Here is a 23,294-nt window from a genome sequence, read left to right as displayed (position 1 = left end):
ACGCAATAATCAGTTTTACCATTGTGGTTGGCGGAGGGGCGGCATCAATAAAGATTGCCGCCCGAACCTTAGGCGGAGGGTTATTCTTCGCTGCTGCCGTCGCCGGCTCGCTTCGGCGCATCGACGTCAATGCGATCGATACGTTGCAGGCCGCGCAGCAGCGTGCCTTTACGGCCACGTTCAGACTGGTATTTCTGTAGATCGTTCGGGCGCAGAATCAGTTTGCGCTTACCGAAGTACAAGGTTACCGACGACTGCGGCGGCAACAGCAGCAGCCAACTCAAACGATCCTTGCCGCTGGCGAAATCCGCTGATGAAATAGACACGATCTTATTGCCCTTCCCTTTCGACAACTGCGACAGGTCGGACACCGGGAACAGCAACATCCGGCCGGAAGCGGTGATCGCCAGCAAGGTATTATCCTCGCCGTGGATTTCAATCGGGGTCAACGCCTTGGCGTTGTCCGGCAGCGTGATAATCGCTTTGCCCGCGCGGTTACGCGCCACCAGGTCGTTAAAGGTGCAGACAAAACCGTAGCCGGCGTCAGAGGCCATCAGCAGCGGCTGATCGTCCGCGGCCATCAGCACATGCTCAATAGTCGCGCCGGGCGGCGGCGTCAGCTTGCCGGTCAAGGGTTCCCCCTGGCCGCGCGCGGACGGCAGCGTCAGCGGATCGAGCGCATAGCTGCGGCCGGTCGAGTCGATGAATACCACCGGCTGGTTGGTTTTACCCCTGGCGGCGGAACGGTAGCTGTCGCCCGCTTTGTAATTTAATCCTGCGGGATCAATGTCATGCCCTTTGGCGCTGCGCACCCACCCCATTTCCGACAACACGATGGTGACCGGTTCCGACGGCACAAAATCATGCTCGCTCATGGCTTTCGCTTCAGCGCGTTCCTTCAGCGGCGAGCGGCGGTCGTCGCCATAGGTCTGGGCATCCGCCTGAATTTCTTTTTTCAGCAGGTTGCTCAGCTTACGTTCGGATGCCAGCAAGGCCTGCAAATGGTCGCGCTCTTTCGCCAGATCGTCCTGCTCGCCGCGGATTTTCATCTCTTCCAGCTTGGCCAGATGGCGTAACTTCAGTTCCAGGATCGCTTCGGCCTGGGTTTCGCTCAGGCTGAACTGACGCATCAATACCGGCTTGGGTTCATCTTCCGTGCGGATGATGTGGATCACTTCATCAATATTCAGAAATGCGATCAGCAACCCTTCCAGAATATGCAGGCGTTTGAGCACCTTCTCCAGCCGATAACTCAAGCGGCGACGCACGGTATCACGGCGGAACACCAGCCATTCGCTCAGGATTTCCACCAGCCCCTTGACGCCGGGGCGGCCATCCAGACCGATCATATTCATATTGATGCGGTAACTTTTTTCCAGATCGGTAGTGGCGAACAGATGGTTCATCACCTGATCCAGGTCGATGCGGTTGGAGCGCGGCACCAGCACTAAACGCGTCGGATTCTCGTGATCCGATTCATCGCGCAGATCTTCAATCATCGGCAACTTTTTAGCGCGCATCTGACTGGCGATCTGCTCCAATACCTTGGCGCCGGAAACCTGATGGGGCAGCGCGGTAATCACCGCTTCGCCGTCTTCTTTCTTCCAGACGGCGCGCATACGCACCGAACCACGGCCATTCTGGTAAATTTTACGCACTTCCTCGCGCGGGGTAATGATTTCCGCTTCCGTCGGGAAATCCGGCCCGTGAACGAACTGCAACAAGTCATCCAGAGAGGCGCCGGGTTTATCAATCAAGGCGACGGCGGCGGCGGCGACTTCGCGGATATTGTGCGGCGGGATGTCGGTCGCCATCCCGACGGCAATGCCGGTGGTGCCGTTAAGCAGTATGTTCGGCAGACGGGCAGGCAGCATTTTCGGCTCCTGCATCGTACCGTCGAAGTTCGGCACATAGTCAACCGTACCCTGACCCAGTTCGGAGAGCAGGGTTTCCGCGTATTTAGACAACCGGGATTCGGTATAACGCATCGCGGCGAATGATTTCGGATCGTCCGGCGCCCCCCAGTTCCCCTGACCATCCACCAGCGGATAACGGTAGGAGAACGGCTGCGCCATCAATACCATCGCTTCGTAACAGGCGCTGTCGCCGTGCGGATGATATTTACCCAACACGTCGCCGACGGTACGGGCTGATTTCTTGAATTTGGCGCTGGAATTCAGCCCCAGCTCCGACATGGCGTAAATAATACGGCGCTGTACCGGCTTCAGACCATCGCCGATAAACGGCAACGCCCGATCCATGATGACGTACATGGAGTAGTTCAGGTACGCATTTTCAGTAAACGTGTGCAGCGCCAGGCTTTCAGCGCCATCATGCGTCATCTCACTCATTTATCTCATTTCCTCACATCGCAGCGCGATTATTGCTCTTTCCGACACGCTACACAGCGGTATGTTTGGCGGGAATAGTACCTTATCCGGCGGGCTTCTGTCACAGAGAACAAAGGCCGGCAATCTTAAAGACGGCCGGTAATGCGGCGCGTTCGCCTGAATGCCTGAAGAGCGCGCATGCCAGAAAATATCGGCGACAAGAGATTTTCATTAAGAGTTTTTAATAAAACCATAATTGAAAAAGCGAATGATAACTTTTACTGTTTGATAACAGTTATCATTACGACATTTTTTTGCGTCGTTAACAAACTCTGACGTCATTCCTGCTGAAGTTGATTGCCAGCGTTATCAGGCTTTGGTCGCTGGTCGGACAGTTGCCTACCAATAGAGTATCACTATGTTAATCAATAAGAATCTTAGAAAAATCATGCTCACCGGGATCCTGGCAGGCACGGCGTTAAACAGCGCCGCCGCGGATAACCGAACGTCGGCTAAAGATGCGGCCGGCGAATCCGAATCAACAGGCGAGACGATGACGGTGTATTCTCCCAAAGTCGAGAAAGAAGCCGGCACCAAGACCACCATCACCGCCAGCGATATGCAGAAAGAAGGCGGCAATGATTTCGGCGCCATTATGCGCTACCAGCCGCTGATTAGCGCGCCGGGCGTCACCAGCGGCGTCAGCGCGGGCAAAAGCAGCTATGACCGCGGCGGCGCCAGCGGCTACAACATTCGGGGTTTGGAAAACAACCGGGTTTCCATTGATATCGACGGCGTTGAACTACCATCAGCCACCGATCGCGGCACATCCACGGTGAGCGGCCGCCGCCAAACGGGCAGCACCGGCATTGGCCGCGGCGACTATCTTGACCCGTACCTGTACGGTTCGGTGGAGATCGAGTCCGGCGCCACGTCGGTCGCCAACAGCAACAACGCGCTAGGCGGTTCGGTCTCTTTCAAACCAAAATCCGCCAATGATTATCTCAACTCAGACAAGCACAGCTATTTCGGTTACCAGGGCGGTTATGATTCTTCCAACCGTAGCTTTCACAACGGCATTACCGCAGCTGGCGGCGACGACTATCTGCGCGGCGTTATCGTCGTCAGCCGTCGCGATGGCAATGAAACCGAAAACCAGCGCGACGCCACAATCGACAGTACCCCAGCCAACTGGCACTCCAATGCTGTGCTGGCGTCCGGCATCTGGCAAGCGACTCATGCGCACCAGCTCACCGCCACCGTAGATTATTACCATAAAACCAATCACGCTAATTTCCCAACCTGGACAATGAACTCAAGGGGCGTCTCTTCGCTTGATGGCAGTACTTCATATCAGGACAATCAGACCCGTCGCTGGGGATTTAGTCTGGCGGATCTCTATGCGCCGGAAGATTTCGCGCTGTTCGACAGCCTGAACACCAAACTGTTCTATAGCCAGACCGAAGCGCACGACTATACCGTCACCGATGCCTCCACGCCGACTTCCGTCTGGAGCGACTATGACACCAAAACCTTTGGTCTGGAAAGCAAAGCGACTAAGGAGTGGCGCAACCACAGTTTCAGCTACGGCTTCAATGCCCGCCAGTCGGAAACGGAACGTCCATTCACCGCGGAAAATCTGGCAACAGACGGATTGAACATTGACCTGGGGCGTCCGCAAGCGGACAGCGAGATCATCAATCTGGGGGCTTTCGTACAGGACAAAATCACCTGGGAGCTGGCCGGCCGCGAATTCTCGGTAGTGCCGGGGATACGCTTCGCCTGGCAGCACGCCGAACCGAAAAATGCTTCCAATCTGTTTACCAACACCAATGGCAATGTGACGTCAGATGAGGCCGCCGGCATGTATGGCACCAATGCCGACGGTCAGGTTATGCCGTCCATCGCTTTCCAGTACAACCTCACGCCCGATCTGATGGCCTACCTCCAATACCGGCGCGGCGCTCAGTTCCCTACCGACGGGCAACTGTACGGTTCCTGGGCGCTCGGCTATTTCGGCACCTCCAGCAGCTACGCCGTGCTGAGCGATCCGGACTTGAAAACCGAAACCAGCGATAACTACGAATTGGGGTTGAAAGGCCAGATTGTGGAAGGGGTTACGCTGAGCGCGTCGGCCTTCTACAGTGATTACAAAAACTTTATCGCCAACGGTTACTACCGCCGCGCCGATAATCCGGCCCTGTTCGCCAACGTGCCGAGTAGCCTCAGCACGCTTTATCTGACCGAGAACCGTGATAAAGCCTATATCTATGGCGGTGAAATCAGCGCCAAATTCAACCTCGGCACCTGGTTCGAGCAGGCGAACGGCTTCAGCGCCCGTCTGGCCTATGGTTATACCGATGGGGCGTCAAAATCCAGCGCCAACGGGGACTCTTACATCAATCTCGACTCGGTAACGCCACAAAAAGCCGTAGTGGGGATCGCCTATGACGATCCGTCCAGCACCTACGGCGCCGCGCTGATCGCCACCTTCAACAAGGGCAAAACCGCCACCTACGCGACTGGCCGCAAACTCCCCTCCAGCGGGAACAACCTGGGTTCTGAGGATTATACTTTTATGCATATACCGGGTTATGCGCTGGTGGATTTGACCGCTTACTATCGCGTGTCCCAAAACGTGAGGCTTAGCGGCGGCATCTACAATCTGACGGATCGCAAATACTGGGATTATCAAACCAGCCGTAATATCGAAGCGCCTGCCAGCAACAGCGCCAGCGATATCAACTACTACAACCAGCAGCTATCCATCGCGCCGGGCCGCACCTTCCAGTTGGGCGTCAATGTCGATTTCTGATTAACCGCCGAGGGAGGGAACCGATCGGTTTCCTCCCTTCTTCACCGCAGGAATAAGCGATGCGCCGCATGCCTGTCCCTTATTCCGCATCACGCGGCGTGCTTTCCTCTTTCCCGCTTGCCATCGACCGCCAGCGAGATTGTTGCGCCGCAGTCAAGAGTGTTGTGACATGGCGCATCTATTTCCGGCGCTAAAAATCAGCCAGACTTAATCTCTATTCCCCGTTGCGGGCAAGACCAACGACAAGCGAGTCACTGATGCATAACATATTGATTATTCATGCAGGAAAAGCATTCGGCCACTCCACCGGCAAACTCAACAAAACCCTGACCGAGGCCGCGATTACCGAGTTACAGGGGCAAGGCCGCGATGTGCGGGTCACCTGGGTCGATCAGGGTTACGACATCGAGCAGGAAATCCAGAATTACCTGTGGGCCGATGCCGTCATTTATCAGATGCCCGGCTGGTGGATGGATGTGCCGTGGATACTGAAAAAATACGTCGATGAGGTTTTCACCACCGGCCACGGCTTGCTGTATGCCAGCGACGGCCGCACCCGCGCCGACAGCAGCAAAAAGTATGGTTCCGACGGCCTGTTGCAGGGTAAAAAATATATGCTTTCCGTGACCTGGAATGCGCCGCTGGAAGCCTTTACCGACCCGCAACAGTTTTTCCACGGCGTCGGGGTGGACGGCGTGTATCTGCCGTTCCATAAGGCTAATCAGTTTATCGGCCTATCGCCGCTGCCGACGTTTATCTGTAACGATGTGATCAAATCCCCGGATGTGGAGAACAATATCGCCCGCTATCGCCGGCATCTGGCAAACGTTTTTGCCTGACGGCGCGCCTTCGACATCGGCGCGACACCGCGGTCTAAAGCGGCTGTCGCGCTATTTTCTCACTGAGGAAATCCAAAAAGCAGCTTATGCGCGCCGCCAACGCCGTATGCCGGTAATAAACCGCGTTGATCGGCATCCGCACGTCCACCGTATCAGGCTTCAGAACCTGAACCAGACGCCCGGCGGCCTGATCCTCATGGGTCATAAAATCCGACAGTCGCACAATGCCTTCGCCACGCAGCGCCAACTGACGCAGCATTTCGCCGTTTGAGGCGGCCAACGCCGGCGAGATGGGATAAAATTCGCGGCTGCCGTCCCGCAGCGGCCAGTTATTCAGCCATTCCAACTGTGTAAAGCCCAGGCAGCTATGCGAAGACAGATCGTCGACGCTCATCGGCGTGCCGTGACGGCGCAAATAATCCGGGCTGGCCAGCACGCGCAAGCGCGTCGCGCCCAACGCGCGGGCGTGAATACTGGAGTCTTTTAAAACGCCGATGCGAATGGCGATATCCGTATGCTGCTCCAGTAAATCGATAATGAAATCGTCACTGTTCAGTTCCAGCATGATCTGCGGGTAGCGACGACGAAATTCGGGAATAAGGGGAATAATCACGTGCTGCATGAACGGCGAAGCCGCATTGATGCGCAACCGGCCGCAGGGTTGATCGCGGCGCAACGCCACCTGCTCCTCCGCATGTTCCACCGCGCGGATCACGTCGCGCGCATGCTGAAGAAACATGGCGCCTTCTTCCGTCAGGGCCAGCCGCCGGGTGGTACCCAGTTTGCCCTCAAGGCGTCGCAATGCCCGGCTGATGCCGGACGTCGTCTGACCGACCTGTTCCGCCGCGGCGGTAATCGAACCGGTATCGACCACCGCCACAAAAGCCTGCAACTCCTCAAGCGTCACTTTCATCAACGTTCCCCCTGAGACCGCGACGCCAGTTATCCGCCCGTCGCGTCAACCCGTAGCGGCTGAATGACGCGGGTCAGCATCAGACTTCGATTTCCGCCTTATCGCCTTTTTCCTGCAACCAGTTGCGGCGGTCTTCGGCGCGTTTCTTCGCCAGCAGCATGTCCATGATCGCCATCGTCTGGTCGATGTCGTCGTCGTTAATCGTCAACTGCACCAGGCGACGGGTATTCGGATCCAGCGTGGTTTCCCGTAATTGCAGCGGGTTCATTTCACCCAACCCTTTAAAACGCTGTACGTTGGGCTTGCCTTTTTTACGCTTGAGCTGTTCCAGCACGCCCGCTTTTTCCTCTTCATCCAGGGCGTAATACACTTCCTTGCCGAGGTCGATGCGGTACAGCGGCGGCATCGCCACATACACATGCCCGCCCTTCACCACCGAACGGAAATGGCGCACGAACAAGGCGCACAGCAGCGTAGCGATGTGTAACCCATCGGAGTCCGCATCCGCCAGAATACAGATCTTGCCATAGCGCAACTGACTCAGGTCGTCGCTATCGGGGTCGATGCCGATCGCGACCGAAATGTCGTGAACTTCCTGCGAGGCCAGCACCTCATCGGAAGAGACTTCCCAGGTGTTCAGGATTTTGCCCTTAAGCGGCATGATGGCCTGAAACTCACGTTCCCGCGCCTGCTTGGCCGACCCGCCCGCCGAGTCCCCTTCCACCAGGAACAGCTCGGTGCGATTCAGATCCTGTGAGGTGCAATCCGCCAGTTTGCCGGGCAGCGCCGGGCCGCTGGTCAGCTTTTTACGCACCACTTTTTTGGCGGCGCGCATACGGCGCTGAGCGCTGGCTATCGCCAGTTCGGCCAACTGTTCCGCCGTCTGGATATTCTGGTTCAACCACAGGCTGAACGCATCTTTCACCACCCCGGAAACAAATGCCGCGCACTGGCGCGAGGACAGCCGCTCTTTGGTCTGGCCGGCAAACTGCGGATCCTGCATTTTTACCGACAGCACGTAGGCGCAGCGCTCCCAGATATCGTCGGCGCTCAGCTTCACGCCGCGCGGCAGAATATTGCGAAATTCGCAGAATTCGCGCATGGCGTCCAGCAGCCCCTGGCGCAAACCGTTGACGTGGGTGCCGCCCATCGGGGTGGGGATCAGGTTGACGTAGCTTTCCGTCAGCAGTTCCCCGCCTTCGGGCAACCACAGCAGCGCCCAGTCCACCGCTTCGGTATCGCCGGCTATCGCGCCCAGAAACGGCTTTTCCGGCAGGGTGATCAAACCGTTCACCGCTTCGCACAGGTAATCTTTCAGCCCGTCCTGATAGCACCAGCGCTGCTCGGTATTATTGAGTTTATCTTTAAAAACGATTTCAACGCCGGGACACAACACCGCCTTGGCCTTCAGCAGGTGCGTCAGACGGGAAACGGAAAAGCGCGGGCTATCGAAAAATTTTTCATCCGGCCAGAAATGCACGCGGGTACCGGTATTGCGACGACCGCAGGTGCCGGTAACGGTGAGATCCTGCACTTTATCGCCGTTCTCGAACGCCATGTCGTACACCTGACCATCGCGCCGCACCGTGACTTCAACGCGTGAAGACAGCGCGTTGACCACCGAGATCCCCACGCCGTGCAGGCCGCCCGAAAACTGGTAATTTTTATTGGAGAATTTACCGCCGGCATGTAACCGGCACAGGATCAGCTCGACGGCCGGCACCCCTTCTTCGGGGTGGATATCCACCGGCATCCCGCGGCCGTCGTCAATCACTTCCAGCGACTGATCGGCGTGCAGAATCACATCGATACGGCGGGCATGGCCTGCCAGCGCCTCATCGACGCTGTTGTCTATGACCTCTTGCCCCAGATGGTTAGGGCGCGAAGTATCGGTGTACATGCCCGGACGACGGCGCACCGGTTCCAGACCGCTGAGTACTTCAATCGCATCAGCGTTATAACTTGATTGCGTCATGGTTTGATTTAATTCGTTGTTTTAAATGAAAAGTGGCGAACGGTACCGATGCGCGTTATTCACAAACGAATGACCGACAACCGCCATGTTACGCTGTCGCGATCGTCGCTGCCGGCACCCTGATGCTCAGTCCGTCGCGAGCCCCAAAAAATTCACTATGGGTGAAAAAAAGCGCTCAAATTCGACAAAGGCATGATTGCCCCCTGATTCCACCGTTTGGCGACAGTCCCGGTAATAATCCAGGGCCTGCCGATAATCCAGAACTTCATCCCCGGTCTGAAGCAGCAGCCACAACAAATCGGGCGACTCCAACGGTTCAACCTGCATGACCTTCAGATCGTAAACGTGCCGAGACTCTAGCACATATTGTTCGCCGGTGTAGGGGTTCTGATATTCGCCCAAATAATCAAGCAATAGCTCAAACGGCTTCACCGCCGGATTCACCACCACGGCGGGTAAGGTAAAGCATTGAGACAGCCAGGTGGCATAATAACCGCCGAGAGAAGAGCCAACAATGCCCAGCGGACTACCGGCCCGCGACATCACCAGCGACTCCATCAGCTCGGCCGCGTCGGCCGGATAAGGCGGAAGCTGCGGCACCAGCATCTCGATATCGGGATGACGGCGCGCCAGCCACGTCTTCAGCGCCGTCGCTTTCGCCGAGTCGGGCGTACTGTTGAAGCCATGCAGATAGAGTAAAGCCGGCATCAGTAACCGTCCGAATCCATATCGGGCAAGAAATCATTGCCTTCCAGACGAAACACCTCGGTTTCCAGCCCGCCATCCGGCAGCAAGTCCAGATAACGCCAGCCGGGCGCGACATCGTCAATGGCGAAATTCGTGCAGTGCGGTTTAAACTGAACGCAGGTGGACGGCGTGGCCAGCAGGCGTTTGCCGTGCCAGTCGAGATCGAGCTCCTGATGAATATGCCCGCATAAAACGGTATTCACCAGCGGATAGCGGGCCAACACCGCGGCCAGATTATGCGCGTTGCGCAAGCTGTGTTGATCGAGCCAGGTACAGCCCGAAGGATGAGGATGGTGGTGCAGTAATAGCAGGGTAAAACGATCCGGCTGGCTTTGCAGACTGCGCTCAAGCCATTCGAGTTGATAATCGCTCAGTTCGCCGTGCGGCACGCCGAACACCTGGCTGTCCAGCAGGATAATCTGCCATTTATCGCCCACCAGCACATGTTTGGACGGCGCAATCCCCTCTTCAGCCAGCGTATCGAACATCGCCGGCTGAAAATCGTGGTTGCCCGGCAGCCACACGCAAGGCGCGGACAACTGTCTGATGCCGCGAGAGAAGTGGCGATAGGCCTCCAGCGAGTGATCCTGCGCCAAATCGCCCGTGGCGACGATCAAATCGAACGCATGTTGCTGCGCCTGTATCGCATCCAGCACGGCGTGATAACTGTGGTATGTGTTAACACCAAGCAGCGTTTCATGTTCACCGGCAAAAAGGTGGGTATCTGTTATTTGTAAAATCCTGATTCTGGCGCCACTCGCCACAGGAAGTGTCAACAGGCTTTCCAAATGATGGTGTCCTTGGTTACTTAAATCTGTCTATACCCGTCATCTTTCAAGTCGCAGATGCGCTGGCTTTACACATTGAATCTATTGGGTATCAAAAACTGGGATCGACATCGAACCATACGCCAAACAATATTTTAGCCAATCAGCAAGAAACTGATTAATTTGATGCTTTTCGTCACGTTGATGTAACTTATTATTCGGATAATCATAACGTGCCTTGAAGCGGAAGATCTGCTGACTCGCACACACTTCCGCAACCAGCGCGTCATGATACAACCTGACGGTCATCATTGGCAGACTCCAGTAGCTCACCGCCGGGGCGGTCTGCTGAATCTTGACCAACGAGGTGTAACGGGTTGACTCAAGGATAGTTAAGCGATAAACGGCATTATGAACGCGATAAACCGCGGTTTCACCGACTTCGTCTATACGGGGCAGCAAACGCCGTAATTGCATGAAATTGGTTTCGCATAGCCTCATCATTGCCGGGAAATCCGGGGTATAGCGCTTCATAAATTCAATCCACCCACTCGTTTCTCAGTTTTTTATGGTGCAACGCCAACCATTGCAAGGCAATGACGGACGCCGCGTTATCGATAATCCCTTCTTCAACCCATTGATAACTCTGTTCACGGCTGACCACATGCACCCGGATATCTTCATTTTCTTCCGCCAGGCCATGGATCCCCGCCGCGGTTCGGGTATCCACTTCCCCTACCATAACAGCCAGACGCTCGCTGGTGCCACCCGCGCTGGCAAGATAGTTGACGATCGGCCGGCAACGGCCGACGACCAGACCCGCCTCTTCCTGCGCTTCCCGCCGCGCGACATCTTCCAGACTTTCACCCGGTTCAATCATCCCCGCCACCAGTTCCAGCAGCCAGGGGGACACGCTGCTGTCGTACGCGGCGATACGAATCTGTTCAACCAAGACCACCTCGTCGCGCACCGGGTCATAGGGCAACAGAACGACCGCGTGTCCGCGCTCGAGTATCTCGCGGCTGACCTCGCCGCTCATTTCACCATTAAACAGGCGATGACGGAAACGATAGCGTATCAGTGAAAAAAAACCTTTGTATAATTCTTCACGTGCAATAATTTCTACATCATCTTTACTAAAGGTAACCGGACTGGATACTGAAGACGCCATGATTAAACTCCTGTAACGGGTATCGATGGAACCGATCATTGTAGGGCGAAAATCCCTGTCATCATACTCGCGCTTGTTTGTGGTAAATTTACATAATTCCGGAATCTTTCCCAACAGGGCGATTTAGTCTGGACCGTTGTCGTGCGGCAGGTGCAAACTGATGTGCATAAAGGCGCTGCGACATCGGCTCCGAATGGCGCAGAAGCCCTCCTAATCGGGGCTGACTTCAGGAAATATGGCACGTTCAGTTACCTCATCCTATTGGCAGATTCTGATAGAATCGAAAACTATTCGTCTATAGACGGCGTTATCATAGCGACATTGCTGTACAACAAGGAACGCAAATGAAGAAATTGCTCCCTCTTCTTATTGGTTTGAGCCTGAGCGGTTTTAGCTTAATGAGTCAGGCGGAAAACCTGTTACAGGTATACCAACAAGCGAAAAATACCAATCCAGACTTACGTAGCTCAGCAGCCACCCGCGATGCCGCGTTTGAAAAGATCAATGAAGCACGAAGCCCATTGCTGCCGCAATTGGGTTTAGGCGCGGATTATACCTATACCGATGGTTTTCGAGATAGCAACGGCATTAACAATGATGTCAAAAGCGCATCATTACAGTTAACCCAGACGCTGTTTGATATGTCTAAATGGCGCGCGCTGACCTTGCAGGAAAAACAGGCCGGGATTGAAGACGTCACCTTCCAGACGGCCCAGCAGAATCTTATCCTGAATACGGCGACCGCCTATTTCAACGTACTGCGCGCCATTGATTCCCTGTCTTATATCGGCGCTCAGAAGCAGGCGATTTATCGCCAGTTGGATCAGACGACCCAGCGTTATAATGTCGGGCTGGTGGCGATTACCGACGTGCAAAACGCCCGCGCCGAATATGATAACGTCCTTGCCAACGAAGTGCTGGCCCGCAATACGCTGGATAATAATCTGGAAGCGCTGCGTCAGGTCAGCGGTAATTTTTACCCGCAGTTGGCGGGCCTGGACATCAAACGGTTTTCCACCCAGACGCCCGGCGGCGTCAGCGTTCTGTTGAAAGAAGCGGAAAACCGCAACCTGAACCTGTTGTCCGCCCGTCTGAGTCAGGATCTGGCGCGTGAGCAAATCCGCTATGCCCAGACGGGTCACATGCCGACGCTCGATCTGACCGCCTCCAGCAGCGTCAGCGATACCCGCTATTCCGGTTCGAACGCCCGAGGCAATTCCTATAACGACAGCGATATCGGGCAGAATAGAGTCGGCGTCAGCTTTAACCTCCCGCTCTACAGCGGCGGCGCGACCAGTTCGCAGGTGAAACAGGCGCAGCACAGTTTCGTCAGCGCCAGCGAACTGCTGGAAAGCGCCCACCGTTCAGTGGTTCAGACCGTACGCTCTTCATTTAATAACATTTCGGCGTCTATCAGCAGCATCAACGCGTATAAGCAGGCTGAAGTTTCGGCGCAAAGCTCTCTCGATGCGATGGAAGCGGGCTATCAGGTCGGTACGCGAACCATTGTCGATGTGCTGGATGCCACGACGACGCTATATAACGCCAAACAACAGCTTTCCAGCGCCCGTTATGATTACCTGATTAATCAGTTGAACATTAAATCCGCGCTGGGCACGTTGAATGAAAGCGATCTGCAAGCGCTGAATGCCGCTTTAGGTCAGCCGGTTTCAACCACGCCGCCGGTCACAGACGGCAGCGGCAGCGCGTCATTGCTCCAAACGACATCCGCTGCGCCGCGTCAGTAATCGTTAAGCATTGCGAATCAGGGGAACCGGGTGTTCCCCTTTTTTATGGCGGGTTATCCTGCCCGTCCGGCCGATAAAGCGAAGCACCGCACAACCGAATGTATAGCAACGTAAAGAGTCGTCGGGTTACCGCCATTGACGCTTTAAATTCAGACCGCCTTCCCCTATTCTTAAGCGCAATTGTCAATCATTGGGCTTGATGTCTTTTCTCTGGGATAACACGATGAAACGTACCAAAAATATCAATCAGGAAACGTTCCGTAAGGGGTGGCGGATGTATCGTCTGGCGCCCGTCGCGCTTGCGGTCAGTACGGTATTTGTCCTGGCCGGCTGTGAGCAGGCTGATGAAACGGTTTCTCTTTATCAGAATGCCGATGACTGTTCGCGCGCCAATCCCTCCTTAGGCGAGCAATGCACCACGGCTTACAATAACGCGCTGAAAGAAGCGGAAAAAACCGCGCCTAAATACGCCACCCGCGAAGACTGCGTCGCCGAGTTCGGCGAAGCGCAATGTACCCAGGCGCCGGCGCCCGCGCAGGCCGGGGTAGGCGCGGCCGCGGAATCGCAACAGAGCGGCAGTTTCTGGATGCCGCTGATGGCGGGTTACATGATGGGCAGAATGATGGGCGGCGGCGCCGGTTATGCGCAACAGCCGCTGTTTACCTCAAAATCGCCGACCAGCCCGGCCAACGGTCAATTTGTTGACGCCAGCGGTAAAAACTACGGCAACGCGACCACGGGCCGCACGATTAACGTGCCGAAAACGGCGCTGGCGCCGAAGCCGGCCACCACCTCCACCATCACCCGCGGCGGATTTGGCGAAACGGTAGCCAAACAGGCTACCATGCAGCGCAGCAGCGCTTCCGGCTCTACCCGCTCCATGGGGGGCTGAGGACCTGTTTAATGAAACGGATTGAAATAAAAGAGCGCCCGGACTGGCGTGAAAAGGCTACGGAGTTCGGCTTCCAGTTTCATACCATGTATGGGGAACGTTACTGGTGCGAAGAGGCTTATTATCAGTTCACGCTGGCGCAAATTGAAGAGCTGGAAGACACCACCGCGGAACTGCATCAGATGTGTTTGCAGGTGGTGGAGAAAGTCATCGATAGCGAACAACTGCTGAGCAAATTCCGCATTCCCAAACACACATGGGAATTCGTCCGACAGTCATGGCGCACCCATCAGCCATCGCTCTATTCGCGTCTTGATCTGGCCTATGATGGCAAGACGCCGGCCAAGCTGCTGGAAAACAACGCCGATACGCCGACGTCGCTTTACGAAGCGGCATTTTTCCAATGGCTATGGCTGGAAGATCAAATCAAGGCCGGGCAACTGCCGCAAACCGCCGATCAGTACAACAGCATTCAGGAAAAACTGATCGAACGATTTGAAGATCTGAAACTTAATCACGGGTTTAATCTGCTGCATTTCACCTGCTGTAAGGATACCGAGGAAGATCGCGGTACGGTGCAATACTTGCAGGATTGCGCGCTGGAAGCCGGCTTGCCGAGCGAGTTCCTTTATATCGATGAGATTGGCCTCGGCGAAAAAGGCCAGTTTACCGATCTGGAAAATCAGGTCATCAGCAACCTGTTTAAGCTCTACCCGTGGGAATTCATGCTCAGAGAGATGTTTTCCACCAAGCTTGAAGATGCCGGCGTACGCTGGCTGGAACCGGCCTGGAAGAGCATTATTTCCAATAAAGCGTTGCTGCCCATGCTGTGGGAGATGTTCCCGAATCACCCGAATCTGCTCCCCGCTTACTTCACCGAAGATGAGCACCCGGCGCTGGAGAATTACGTCATCAAGCCGCTGTTTTCACGCGAAGGCGCCAATATTCAAATCGTGGAAAACGGCAAGGAGATTGCCGCCGTCGGCGGGCCGTATGGTGAAGAAGGCAAAATTATCCAGCAGTATCATCCACTGCCGAAATTCGGCGACAGCTATACGCTGATCGGCAGTTGGCTGGTGAATGATCAACCTTGCGGCATCGGTATGCGCGAGGATCGGGATCTGATTACCCAGGATTTGTCGCGCTTCTATCCGCACATCATTCTGGACTGACGACGTTAAGGCACGGTTTGCCCCGTGCCTGTCTGCGCATCAATGCTCAACCCACCTGCACCGACAGCATACTCAACGACCCCATTTCAATGCCGTCCACCGGAATGCTCATCGCTTCTTTGCCATCCCAGCTTCCCAGCACGTACAGCAGCGGCAGATAGTGGTCGGGCGTCGGATTGGACAATGCCGCGCCCTCATGCTGCATAAAGTTTATCAGCGGGTGATTGTCTCCCTGATAGGTCAGGTTATCTCGGACAAACTGATTGAACGAGATCGCCCAGGGATAAGGCTCCGCCGCGCCGTCCCATTTGACCATCCGCAGGTTATGCACCACATTGCCGCTGGCGACGATCATGATCCCCTCGTCACGCAGCGCCGCCAGCTTACGCCCCAGTTGATAGTGGTACTCGGCAGGCTGCGTGCCGTCCACGCTAAGCTGCACCACCGGAATGTCCGCCTGTGGGTACATTTTTATCAGCACGCCCCAGGAACCGTGGTCCAGTCCCCATTCGCCGCGATCCGCCGCCACCGGGATCGGCGCCAGAAGATGTTGAATTTTTTCGGCCAGTTCAGGCGAACCCGGCGCCGGATACTGCGTATCAAACAACGCCTGCGGAAAACCGCCGAAATCATGAATTGTCCTGGGCTTTTCCATCGCCGTCACCGCCGTGCCGCGGGTGTACCAATGCGCGGAAACGGCAACAATGGCTTTAGGACGCGGTAATGTTTTCCCCAGCGTTTGCCATGCCTGAGTATAGGGATTGTTCTCCAACACGTTCATCGGGCTGCCATGACCGAGGAACAGCGCGGGCATACGGGAAGCGTTATTCATAACAGTATCCTTAATCATATCGGCGTCGTGCAACAGCACGTTATGGCGATTACTGTACGCCTTTTACGCATGAGAAAAAGTCAGATATCCGTGATGAAGAACATCAATAAATTTGAAGGGAAGCGGAGAGATAAAAAAACGGTCAACTTGCTTGGTGAAATACAGGCTGACCGTATAAAAATAGCTGGCGTTAACCGTGAAGCCCCACGCTTTCAGCAATAGCGTCGTGGACAGTCATGCATCACCGCCTGTTCGATCAAAGACGACCCCGCCGAAACGGGGCGTCATGAAATGAAGGGAGTCGACCGTTAAGCCGGGTTCTGTCGTGGACAGTCATTCATCTAGGCCAGCAATCGCTCGCTGGCTCAAGCAGCCTACCCGGGTTCAGTACGGGCCGTACCATGCGAACCCCTATTTGGCCTTGCTCCGGGTGGAGTTTACCGTGCCGCGAACTGTTGCCAGCCGCGCGGTGCGCTCTTACCGCACCCTTTCACCCTTACCTGATCCCGCTTTCGCGGGCCATCGGCGGTTTGCTCTCTGTTGCACTTGTCGTAGGCTTGCGCCTCCCAGGCGTTACCTGGCACCCTGCCCTATGGAGCCCGGACTTTCCTCCCCTCCGCCTGTCTCCCCGAAGGGACGGCAGCGAAGCGGCGACTGTCTGGTCAACTCCGGCGCGGATTGTATAGTGTTTTACTTTACCTGTCACCCTTCCTGCTGTTCGAGAGCATACTTATACAACGCGTTCTTTTTCACGCCGTGAATGTCCGCGGCTAACGCGGCCGCCTTTTTCAAAGGCAGTTCTTTCTGCAACAGGGATAAAGTGCGTAAGGCCTCGGCCGGCAGCGCTTCGGCATCCGCTTGATGGCCTTCGACAATCAATACCATCTCGCCCTTGCGACGATTCTCGTCTTCCTTCACCCAGGCCAGCAGCTCGCCTACCGGCGCGCCGTGAATCGATTCCCAGGTTTTGGTGATTTCGCGCGCCAGCACCACATAACGCTGCGGCCCCAGCACGTCGGTTATGTCCTGCAAACTGTCCAGGAGCCGGTGGGTAGACTCATAAAAAATCAGGGTACGCGGCTCTTCCGACAGTTCACGCAGCGTATCTTTACGCGCCTTGGTTTTTGCCGGCAAAAAACCTTCATAGCAAAAACGATCGGAAGGCAGACCCGCGGCGGAAAGCGCGGTAATCGCCGCGCAGGCGCCCGGCAGCGGCACAACGCGGATCCCCGCCTCGCGGCAGCGACGCACCAGGTGATAGCCGGGATCGTTAATCAACGGAGTGCCCGCGTCGGAAACCAGCGCGATGCTTTGCCCTGCCTGCAATTTTGCCAATACCGACTCCGCTTTCTGCTGTTCATTGTGGTCGTGTAATGCGAACAGCCGTGCATTAATTGCAAAATGTTGTAACAACAGGCCGGTATGACGGGTATCCTCTGCGGCAATCAAATCGACGCGCCGTAGCACGTCCAGGGCTCGCTGGGTGATATCCCCCAGATTGCCAATCGGCGTGGGGACAATGTAAAGGGTTGATGCAGAAATATCTGCTTGTTGGTCTTGATTCATTGTTTCATCCGGGTTGCCGATTTAATATTGAGCATCTTTAAAAAAAACCATTGGATACAGTATGCTTTCCTTTCGTTTCGTCCGTACTCAAGCAGGGCGCATTATTCCTGTTCTGTTAACGGCGCTGTTTCTTGCAGGCTGTCCAAGTCAGGCGCCGCAAAGCCCGCCATCCGAAGTTCAGGGCAAGGCCGGCGCATCTGCCGATTATTATCTGCAACAGATGCAGCAAAGCGGCGATAATAACAAGACTGCCTGGCAATTACTCGCGATTCGCGCCTTATTGCAGGAAGGCAAAGTGCCGCAGGCAAGCCAGCAGTTTAGCGCATTGCCGACCGATTTAAGCGCCGCGCAAAAGCAAGAACGGCAATTACTGAGCGCGGAGCTATCCGCGGCGCAGCGCAATATGGCCGCCGCCAATCAGGCGTTAAGCCAACTGGAGGTGGGCGCGTTGTCCGCGCAACAGCAGCTTCGTTACTATGATGCGCAAATTCTGGCGAACCAGGGCCAGCCGTCGGCGACCTTGCTGCGCGCCTATATTGCTCAGGAACCCTTGTTGCAGGATAGCGCCGCCCGCCAATCGAATATCGACCAAACCTGGCTGGCGCTGGTGCAGATGACGCCCCAGGCGTCAGGCGCTCTGCTGATTAACGCCGATGAGAACGTTCTTCAGGGCTGGATCGATCTGCTTGGCACTTATCAGAATAATCGCCAGTCCCCCGATCAGCTAAAATCGGCGATTGAGGATTGGCGGACCCGTTATCCGCGTCATCCGGCGGCGCAAACGCTGCCGACACAGTTGGTGCAGTTTACCGATTTTCACCCGTCGCAGGTCAGTGGCATCGCGCTGCTGCTGCCGTTAAACGGTCAGGCGCAGGTATTCGCCAACGCCATCCAGCAAGGGTTTAACGCGGCTAAAAACGGTCAGGCCGCGATAGCCGATTCACTGCCGGCGGCGCAAACCGCAGCGGACAGCGGCTATCAACCCGGCGCGACGCCGGTTCCAAACGCCGAGGGCGCCGGCGATCAGGATGAACATGCTGTTCAGAACGACCAATATGGACAAAATGCGGAGCCTCCGGCGGAATACAGCGGTGAGATTAATCCGCCCGCCGCGCAGTCGTCTACGCCCCTGCCCAGTTCGCTGCCGGTCAAAGTGTATGACACATCATCACAGCCTTTAGCGAACGTATTGACTCAGGCGCAGCAGGACGGCGCGTCTCTCGTCATCGGGCCGTTATTGAAAAACGAAGTGGAACAGCTGGCCGCCAACCACTCTCCCTTGAGTATTCTGGCGCTCAACCAGCCTGAACACGTACAGAATAGCCCTAATATCTGCTACTTCGCCTTATCGCCGGAAGATGAGGCCAGGGACGCCGCCAAGTTTATTCATCAGCAAGGCAAACAGCAGCCGTTATTGCTGGTTCCACGCGGAAACCTCGGCGATCGTATCGTCAATGCGTTTGCGCAGGCCTGGAGCCAGCAAGGCGGCGGCACCCTGCTGCAACAGCGTCTGGGCAGCACTATTGAGCTGAAACAGGCGATCAACAGCGGCGCCGGTCTGAGACTCAGCGGGCAACCCGTCAACCTGACGCCGCAGACGACGCCGTCGGGCGCCACCATAGGCGGTTTAACCATTCCGTCTCAGGTGGAGCCGGTGATCGATTCATCCATCAGCGGTAATATTGATGCGGTCTACATCATTGCCACCCCGGATGAACTGTCATTGATTAAACCGATGATCGATATGCGCACCACCTCACGCTCGCGCCCCGCGCTCTATGCCAGTTCGCGCAGCTTCCAGGCAGGCAGCGGCCCTGATTTCCGTCTGGAAATGGAAGGTCTGCAATTCAGCGAGATCCCGTTGCTGGCGGGCGCCAACCCGGCCCTGATGCAGCAGGTAAGCAACCAGTTCAAAAATGATTACTCACTGGTGCGCCTCTATGCCATGGGCATGGATGCCTGGAAGCTATCCAGCCACTTTGCCGAACTGCGCCAGATGCCTGGCCATCAGGTCGCCGGCGCGACCGGTACGCTGAGCGCAACGACCGACTGCGTAATTAACCGACAAATGACCTGGCTGCAATATCGCCAGGGTCAGTTGGTGCCGGCATCCTGAACACCCGGGCGACAGGCGCGGATTATGAGCGTCAGGCCCGGCGCTATCTTGAACGCGCCGGCTTGACCTTTGCCGCGTCCAATGTCACGTTGCGTGGCGGCGAGCTGGATTTAATTATGCGCGACCGGCAAACATGGGTTTTTGTCGAGGTTCGCTATCGGCGCAATGCCGACTTTGGCGATGCCGCCGCCAGCGTCACCCGACGAAAACAGCAGCGCCTGCTTCATGCCGCCGCCGTCTGGCTGGCGCAACGCGGAGCCAGTTTCGAGACGGCGGACTGCCGTTTCGACGTAGTGGCGATGACCGGCGACCAGATTAACTGGCTGCCTAACGCTTTCAACGCGCAGGGATGAGAGATGCCATTGATAATCCCGCAAGCAAGCCTCCGCCTACGGACGCGCATGATTAGCGGCCGCGTCAGCCCGTTATGGCGACATTGTCCGGCCACGGGGGCGCTTAATTCACGGACTCTAATTAAAGTAGGTTAAATTAACGTGCTGGATAGAATAAAAGTTTGTTTTACTGAGAGTATTCAGACGCAGATTGCGGCGGCGGAAGCCCTGCCGGATGCCATCTCTCGTGCGGCTATCGTACTGGTGCAGTGCCTGTTGAACGGCAATAAGATTCTGTGCTGCGGCAACGGAACGTCAGCGGCCAATTCTCAGCATTTTGCCGCCAGCATGATTAATCGCTTTGAAGCGGAACGCCCCAGTTTGCCGGCGATTGCACTTAATGCGGATAATGTGGTCTTAACTGCGATTGCCAACGACCGACTGCATGAAGAGATCTACGCCAAGCAGGTTCGCGCATTGGGACAAACCGGCGACGTATTACTCGCGATATCCACCCGCGGAAACAGTCGGGATATCGTCAAAGCGGTGGAAGCGGCGGTCACCCGGGACATGAGCATTGTCGCCCTGACCGGTTATGATGGCGGCGAACTGGCCGGGCTACTGGGTCCACAGGATGTGGAAATTCGCATTCCTTCCCACCGTAGCGCCCGTATTCAGGAAATGCACATGCTGACAGTCAACTGTCTGTGCGATTTAATTGATAACACACTTTTCCCACACCAGAACGATTAAGGAGCACTACATGAGGATAAGTTCTGCATTTGCCGTGCTGTCTATCGCCCTCTTGTTACAAGGCTGTGTTGGCGCGGTAGTTGTTGGCAGTGCCGCGGTTGCCACCAAAACCGCCACCGACCCCCGCACGGTGGGAACCCAGGTCGATGACGGCACCCTGGAACTGCGGGTGACCAATGCCATCGGCAAAGATGAGCAATTGAAAAAAGACGCCCGCATCGTCGCTACCGCTTATCAGGGGAAAGTTCTGCTGACCGGGCAAGCGCCCACCACCGAACTGTCAAACCGCGCCAAACAAATCGCGCTAGGCGTGGAAGGCGCGAGCGAAGTGTATAACGAAATACGTCAGGGCAACCCGGTTTCGCTGGGAACGGCCTCAATGGATACCTGGATCACCACCAAAGTTCGTTCCCAGATCCTGGCAAGCGATACGGTTAAATCGTCCAACGTGAAAGTGACCACCGAAAACGGCGAAGTCTTCCTGTTAGGTCTGGTTACCCAGCGCGAAGGCGCGTCCGCGGCTGAAATCGCCAGTAAGGTCAGCGGCGTGAAACACGTCACCACCGCATTTACTTACCTGCAATAAGCGCCGGTTTAGTCGACAATCTGACCGCTGATGGCGACATCAGCGGTTTCCACGCCGAATTCAGGGTAAGCCGTCGATCAGGTCGCGGGGAGCGACGCGACTCGCCTTGAGCGCGGTAAACAGGCGTAAGGCCGGCTTGGCTTCATCAGTTGAGCCGGCCCATTCAGTTCAGCCCATTGGAACGCAAAAACTCTTCACCGCCGATCTGGCGCATCTGCCGTAAAATCCACTGCTGGCGCTGAATCACATACCCGGACGGCGCATCGACGCGAAAACGGATCGGATTGGGCAATACGGCCGCCAGCAAGGCCGCTTCGCTGGCGGTCAATCTATGGGCGGATTTATTGAAATAACGCCTCGCCGCGGCTTCCACGCCAAAGGTACCGGGTCCAAACTCCGCGACATTCAAATATACCGTCAGGATACGTCGTTTGCTCCATACCAATTCGACCCCTGAAGTGATGCCGGCTTCGAGACCTTTACGCAGCCAGCTGCGGCCATCCCACAAAAACAAATTCTTCACCATTTGCTGAGACAGCGTCGAGGCGCCGCGGATCCGTTGCGTATTGCGTTCGTTATGCCTGAGCGCCGAATTAATCGCATCAAAATCAAAGCCCCAGTGCTGGGGGAATTTCTGATCTTCGGCGGCGATGACCGCCAGCGCCATCGAGGGGGCAATCTCATCCATGCCGACCCAGGAGGAACGGGCGACATAGGAAAAATCGCCGCGCAACCAGGCGCTTATCTGACGGTCGACCATCACCGCGGAAAACGGCACCGGCAAGAAAGAGAACAGCAGTATGCCGGCCAGCCACAGTCCCAATACGGCCAGCAGGCAGCGCACGACCCAACGTTTGACGCGCATCAGAAGGCCGTTGCCGCGGCGGTTCGATCTCATTCAATCAAGTCCAGTACGCGGGCGACCAGCTTATCAATGCCCTTTGCCGCCTCACTGATTGAGTTGGCCAACATGTAAGCGGGCGTGGTGACAATTTTGCGTTCCGCATCGACCACAATGTCGTCAACCGGGCAAGCAACGTGAATACCACCCATTTTTTCAATGATTTCAGCAGTATCAATATCATTACCAATTGTAATTCTTACCGGCTCGCCCAATAACCGCGGCAACAGCGCGGGACTGATGCAAATAAAACCAATTGGTTTATTTTGCTTATGAATTTCACGAGTAAGTATTTCCAGGTTTTCATCAACGTCGCAGGCCGCTCCCTGAGCGGCGAAGTCGCTTAAATTTTTTGCTGAACCGAAACCGCCGGGAACAATCAGCGCATCGAGTTGTTGCGCATCAGCGGCGGAAAGCGGTTGGATTTTCCCTCTGGCGATCCGCGCCGATTCAACTAAAACGTTGCGATTCTCATTGGTTACGTCGCCGGTCAGGTGATTCACCACATCAGACTGCGGCTTATCCGGCGCAAAGCAAACCGCTTCAGCCCCGGCTCTATCCAATGCAAGCAGCGTCAGCACGGCTTCATGAATCTCCGAACCATCATAAACACCGCACCCGCTGAGAACAATGCCGACTCTTTTCATGATCTTTTCCCTCATTTCATTACATCAACTAATTGATTTTTTAATTGACAAACACTAATCTACATCACACATTTTAATGATTCTTCTAACTAACGTTGCCGCTTTTGCTATTTTGTTGCTTGATGAAGATGTAGAATAATTAAGGTATGAATATCCGCACTTGCGAGTCCACAAACCCTGATATCTAAATGC

At 55.7% G+C, this 23,294-nt stretch carries 20 protein-coding genes and 1 other RNA gene; 9 read left to right on the top strand and 12 right to left on the bottom strand.

What is annotated here, in order from left to right:
- Positions 1-80 precede the first annotated feature (80 nt).
- Positions 81-2,351 (bottom strand): DNA topoisomerase IV subunit A, encoded by a 2,271-nt coding sequence (gene parC / locus ABRZ26_RS16310; RefSeq protein ID WP_319605207.1) that lies wholly within the window; start codon positions 2,349-2,351, stop codon positions 81-83.
- 397 nt (positions 2,352-2,748) lie between these two features.
- Between parC and ABRZ26_RS16305 the strand changes: the two genes are divergently transcribed.
- Together ABRZ26_RS16305 and ABRZ26_RS16300 are read left to right on the top strand one after the other, a co-directional pair.
- Positions 2,749-5,145, top strand: coding sequence for a TonB-dependent hemoglobin/transferrin/lactoferrin family receptor (locus tag ABRZ26_RS16305; RefSeq protein WP_319605206.1), 2,397 nt, complete (start codon positions 2,749-2,751; stop codon positions 5,143-5,145).
- A gap of 257 nt (positions 5,146-5,402) precedes the next feature.
- A complete protein-coding gene (locus ABRZ26_RS16300; protein WP_319605205.1) occupies positions 5,403-5,984 on the top strand; it encodes an NAD(P)H-dependent oxidoreductase in 582 nt (193 codons plus the stop codon).
- Between the two features lie 34 nt (positions 5,985-6,018).
- Here ABRZ26_RS16300 and ABRZ26_RS16295 read toward each other — a convergent pair whose 3' ends face one another.
- From ABRZ26_RS16295 to nudF, 6 genes are all read right to left on the bottom strand, one after another.
- Positions 6,019-6,897, bottom strand: a complete 879-nt coding sequence (locus ABRZ26_RS16295) for a LysR substrate-binding domain-containing protein (protein ID WP_319605204.1) — start codon at positions 6,895-6,897, stop codon at positions 6,019-6,021.
- 79 nt (positions 6,898-6,976) lie between these two features.
- Positions 6,977-8,872, bottom strand: a complete 1,896-nt coding sequence (gene parE, locus ABRZ26_RS16290) for a DNA topoisomerase IV subunit B (RefSeq protein ID WP_319605203.1) — start codon at positions 8,870-8,872, stop codon at positions 6,977-6,979.
- A 126-nt stretch (positions 8,873-8,998) separates the two neighbouring features.
- Entirely contained in the window at positions 8,999-9,580 is a 582-nt protein-coding gene (gene yqiA / locus ABRZ26_RS16285; protein WP_319605202.1) for an esterase YqiA, read from the bottom strand.
- Positions 9,580-10,407, bottom strand: a complete 828-nt coding sequence (cpdA, locus tag ABRZ26_RS16280; RefSeq protein ID WP_319605201.1) for a 3',5'-cyclic-AMP phosphodiesterase — start codon at positions 10,405-10,407, stop codon at positions 9,580-9,582. The genes yqiA and cpdA overlap by 1 nt, the downstream gene beginning before the upstream one ends.
- A gap of 81 nt (positions 10,408-10,488) precedes the next feature.
- On the bottom strand, positions 10,489-10,920 hold the full coding sequence (locus ABRZ26_RS16275; RefSeq protein ID WP_319605200.1) for a DUF1249 family protein: 432 nt from the start codon (positions 10,918-10,920) through the stop codon (positions 10,489-10,491).
- Between the two features lie 4 nt (positions 10,921-10,924).
- On the bottom strand, positions 10,925-11,557 hold the full coding sequence (gene nudF, locus ABRZ26_RS16270; protein ID WP_319605199.1) for an ADP-ribose diphosphatase: 633 nt from the start codon (positions 11,555-11,557) through the stop codon (positions 10,925-10,927).
- 344 nt (positions 11,558-11,901) lie between these two features.
- On the opposite strand from nudF, the gene tolC reads away from it, so the two are divergent.
- The 3 genes from tolC to ABRZ26_RS16255 all read left to right on the top strand — a co-directional run bounded on the left by tolC (position 11,902) and on the right by ABRZ26_RS16255 (position 15,369).
- Positions 11,902-13,305 (top strand): outer membrane channel protein TolC, encoded by a 1,404-nt coding sequence (gene tolC, locus ABRZ26_RS16265; RefSeq protein ID WP_319605198.1) that lies wholly within the window; start codon positions 11,902-11,904, stop codon positions 13,303-13,305.
- 223 nt (positions 13,306-13,528) lie between these two features.
- Positions 13,529-14,197, top strand: coding sequence for a DUF1190 family protein (locus ABRZ26_RS16260; RefSeq protein ID WP_319605197.1), 669 nt, complete (start codon positions 13,529-13,531; stop codon positions 14,195-14,197).
- An 11-nt stretch (positions 14,198-14,208) separates the two neighbouring features.
- The gene (locus ABRZ26_RS16255) at positions 14,209-15,369 is read left to right on the top strand and encodes a glutathionylspermidine synthase family protein (RefSeq protein WP_319605196.1); all 1,161 of its coding nucleotides are present in this window, start codon (positions 14,209-14,211) and stop codon (positions 15,367-15,369) included.
- Positions 15,370-15,415: 46 nt separating this feature from the next.
- On the opposite strand, the gene ygiD is transcribed toward ABRZ26_RS16255, so the two are convergent.
- The 3 genes from ygiD to rsmI all read right to left on the bottom strand — a co-directional run bounded on the left by ygiD (position 15,416) and on the right by rsmI (position 17,767).
- The gene (ygiD, locus tag ABRZ26_RS16250) at positions 15,416-16,201 is read right to left on the bottom strand and encodes a 4,5-DOPA-extradiol-dioxygenase (RefSeq protein ID WP_319605195.1); all 786 of its coding nucleotides are present in this window, start codon (positions 16,199-16,201) and stop codon (positions 15,416-15,418) included.
- Positions 16,202-16,494: 293 nt separating this feature from the next.
- Positions 16,495-16,871: RNase P RNA component class A (rnpB, locus tag ABRZ26_RS16245), an RNA gene on the bottom strand.
- A 32-nt stretch (positions 16,872-16,903) separates the two neighbouring features.
- Entirely contained in the window at positions 16,904-17,767 is an 864-nt protein-coding gene (gene rsmI / locus ABRZ26_RS16240; protein ID WP_319605194.1) for a 16S rRNA (cytidine(1402)-2'-O)-methyltransferase, read from the bottom strand.
- A gap of 61 nt (positions 17,768-17,828) precedes the next feature.
- Here rsmI and ABRZ26_RS16235 point away from each other — a divergent pair, with 61 nt between their 5' ends.
- The 4 genes from ABRZ26_RS16235 to dolP all read left to right on the top strand — a co-directional run bounded on the left by ABRZ26_RS16235 (position 17,829) and on the right by dolP (position 21,554).
- Positions 17,829-19,883, top strand: a complete 2,055-nt coding sequence (locus tag ABRZ26_RS16235; RefSeq protein WP_319605193.1) for a penicillin-binding protein activator — start codon at positions 17,829-17,831, stop codon at positions 19,881-19,883.
- Positions 19,880-20,236, top strand: a complete 357-nt coding sequence (locus tag ABRZ26_RS16230) for a YraN family protein (RefSeq protein ID WP_319605246.1) — start codon at positions 19,880-19,882, stop codon at positions 20,234-20,236. Before ABRZ26_RS16235 ends, ABRZ26_RS16230 begins: the two co-directional genes overlap by 4 nt.
- Positions 20,237-20,377: 141 nt before the next feature.
- Positions 20,378-20,968 (top strand): DnaA initiator-associating protein DiaA, encoded by a 591-nt coding sequence (diaA, locus tag ABRZ26_RS16225; protein WP_319605192.1) that lies wholly within the window; start codon positions 20,378-20,380, stop codon positions 20,966-20,968.
- A 10-nt stretch (positions 20,969-20,978) separates the two neighbouring features.
- Positions 20,979-21,554, top strand: a complete 576-nt coding sequence (dolP, locus tag ABRZ26_RS16220; RefSeq protein ID WP_319605191.1) for a division/outer membrane stress-associated lipid-binding lipoprotein — start codon at positions 20,979-20,981, stop codon at positions 21,552-21,554.
- Between the two features lie 163 nt (positions 21,555-21,717).
- Here the strand turns inward: dolP and mtgA are convergent, their stop codons facing one another.
- Positions 21,718-22,452, bottom strand: a complete 735-nt coding sequence (mtgA, locus tag ABRZ26_RS16215) for a monofunctional biosynthetic peptidoglycan transglycosylase (RefSeq protein ID WP_319605190.1) — start codon at positions 22,450-22,452, stop codon at positions 21,718-21,720.
- Positions 22,449-23,102: an isoprenoid biosynthesis glyoxalase ElbB gene (gene elbB, locus ABRZ26_RS16210; RefSeq protein ID WP_319605189.1), complete on the bottom strand. Its 654-nt coding sequence runs from the start codon at positions 23,100-23,102 to the stop codon at positions 22,449-22,451. Before elbB ends, mtgA begins: the two co-directional genes overlap by 4 nt.
- Between the last annotated feature and the right edge of the window lie 192 nt (positions 23,103-23,294).

This window comes from Brenneria sp. L4-2C (genome assembly GCF_040240335.1).
Taxonomy (GTDB): domain Bacteria; phylum Pseudomonadota; class Gammaproteobacteria; order Enterobacterales; family Enterobacteriaceae; genus Brenneria.
This window is presented reverse-complemented; position numbering and strand designations above follow the sequence as displayed.

Bases quoted from the DNA above. Each gene is read 5' to 3' on its own strand.
- parC (WP_319605207.1), bottom strand. From the start codon at position 2,351: ATGAGTGAGATGACGCATGATGGCGCTGAAAGCCTGGCGCTGCACACG.
- dolP (WP_319605191.1), top strand. From the start codon at position 20,979: ATGAGGATAAGTTCTGCATTTGCCGTGCTGTCTATCGCCCTCTTGTTA.
- ABRZ26_RS16295 (WP_319605204.1), bottom strand. From the start codon at position 6,897: ATGAAAGTGACGCTTGAGGAGTTGCAGGCTTTTGTGGCGGTGGTCGAT.
- ABRZ26_RS16275 (WP_319605200.1), bottom strand. From the start codon at position 10,920: ATGAAGCGCTATACCCCGGATTTCCCGGCAATGATGAGGCTATGCGAA.
- tolC (WP_319605198.1), top strand. From the start codon at position 11,902: ATGAAGAAATTGCTCCCTCTTCTTATTGGTTTGAGCCTGAGCGGTTTT.
- mtgA (WP_319605190.1), bottom strand. From the start codon at position 22,452: ATGAGATCGAACCGCCGCGGCAACGGCCTTCTGATGCGCGTCAAACGT.
- parE (WP_319605203.1), bottom strand. From the start codon at position 8,872: ATGACGCAATCAAGTTATAACGCTGATGCGATTGAAGTACTCAGCGGT.
- ABRZ26_RS16255 (WP_319605196.1), top strand. From the start codon at position 14,209: ATGAAACGGATTGAAATAAAAGAGCGCCCGGACTGGCGTGAAAAGGCT.
- yqiA (WP_319605202.1), bottom strand. From the start codon at position 9,580: ATGCCGGCTTTACTCTATCTGCATGGCTTCAACAGTACGCCCGACTCG.
- ABRZ26_RS16260 (WP_319605197.1), top strand. From the start codon at position 13,529: ATGAAACGTACCAAAAATATCAATCAGGAAACGTTCCGTAAGGGGTGG.
- elbB (WP_319605189.1), bottom strand. From the start codon at position 23,102: ATGAAAAGAGTCGGCATTGTTCTCAGCGGGTGCGGTGTTTATGATGGT.
- ABRZ26_RS16235 (WP_319605193.1), top strand. From the start codon at position 17,829: ATGCTTTCCTTTCGTTTCGTCCGTACTCAAGCAGGGCGCATTATTCCT.
- rsmI (WP_319605194.1), bottom strand. From the start codon at position 17,767: ATGAATCAAGACCAACAAGCAGATATTTCTGCATCAACCCTTTACATT.
- ABRZ26_RS16300 (WP_319605205.1), top strand. From the start codon at position 5,403: ATGCATAACATATTGATTATTCATGCAGGAAAAGCATTCGGCCACTCC.
- ygiD (WP_319605195.1), bottom strand. From the start codon at position 16,201: ATGAATAACGCTTCCCGTATGCCCGCGCTGTTCCTCGGTCATGGCAGC.
- nudF (WP_319605199.1), bottom strand. From the start codon at position 11,557: ATGGCGTCTTCAGTATCCAGTCCGGTTACCTTTAGTAAAGATGATGTA.
- ABRZ26_RS16305 (WP_319605206.1), top strand. From the start codon at position 2,749: ATGTTAATCAATAAGAATCTTAGAAAAATCATGCTCACCGGGATCCTG.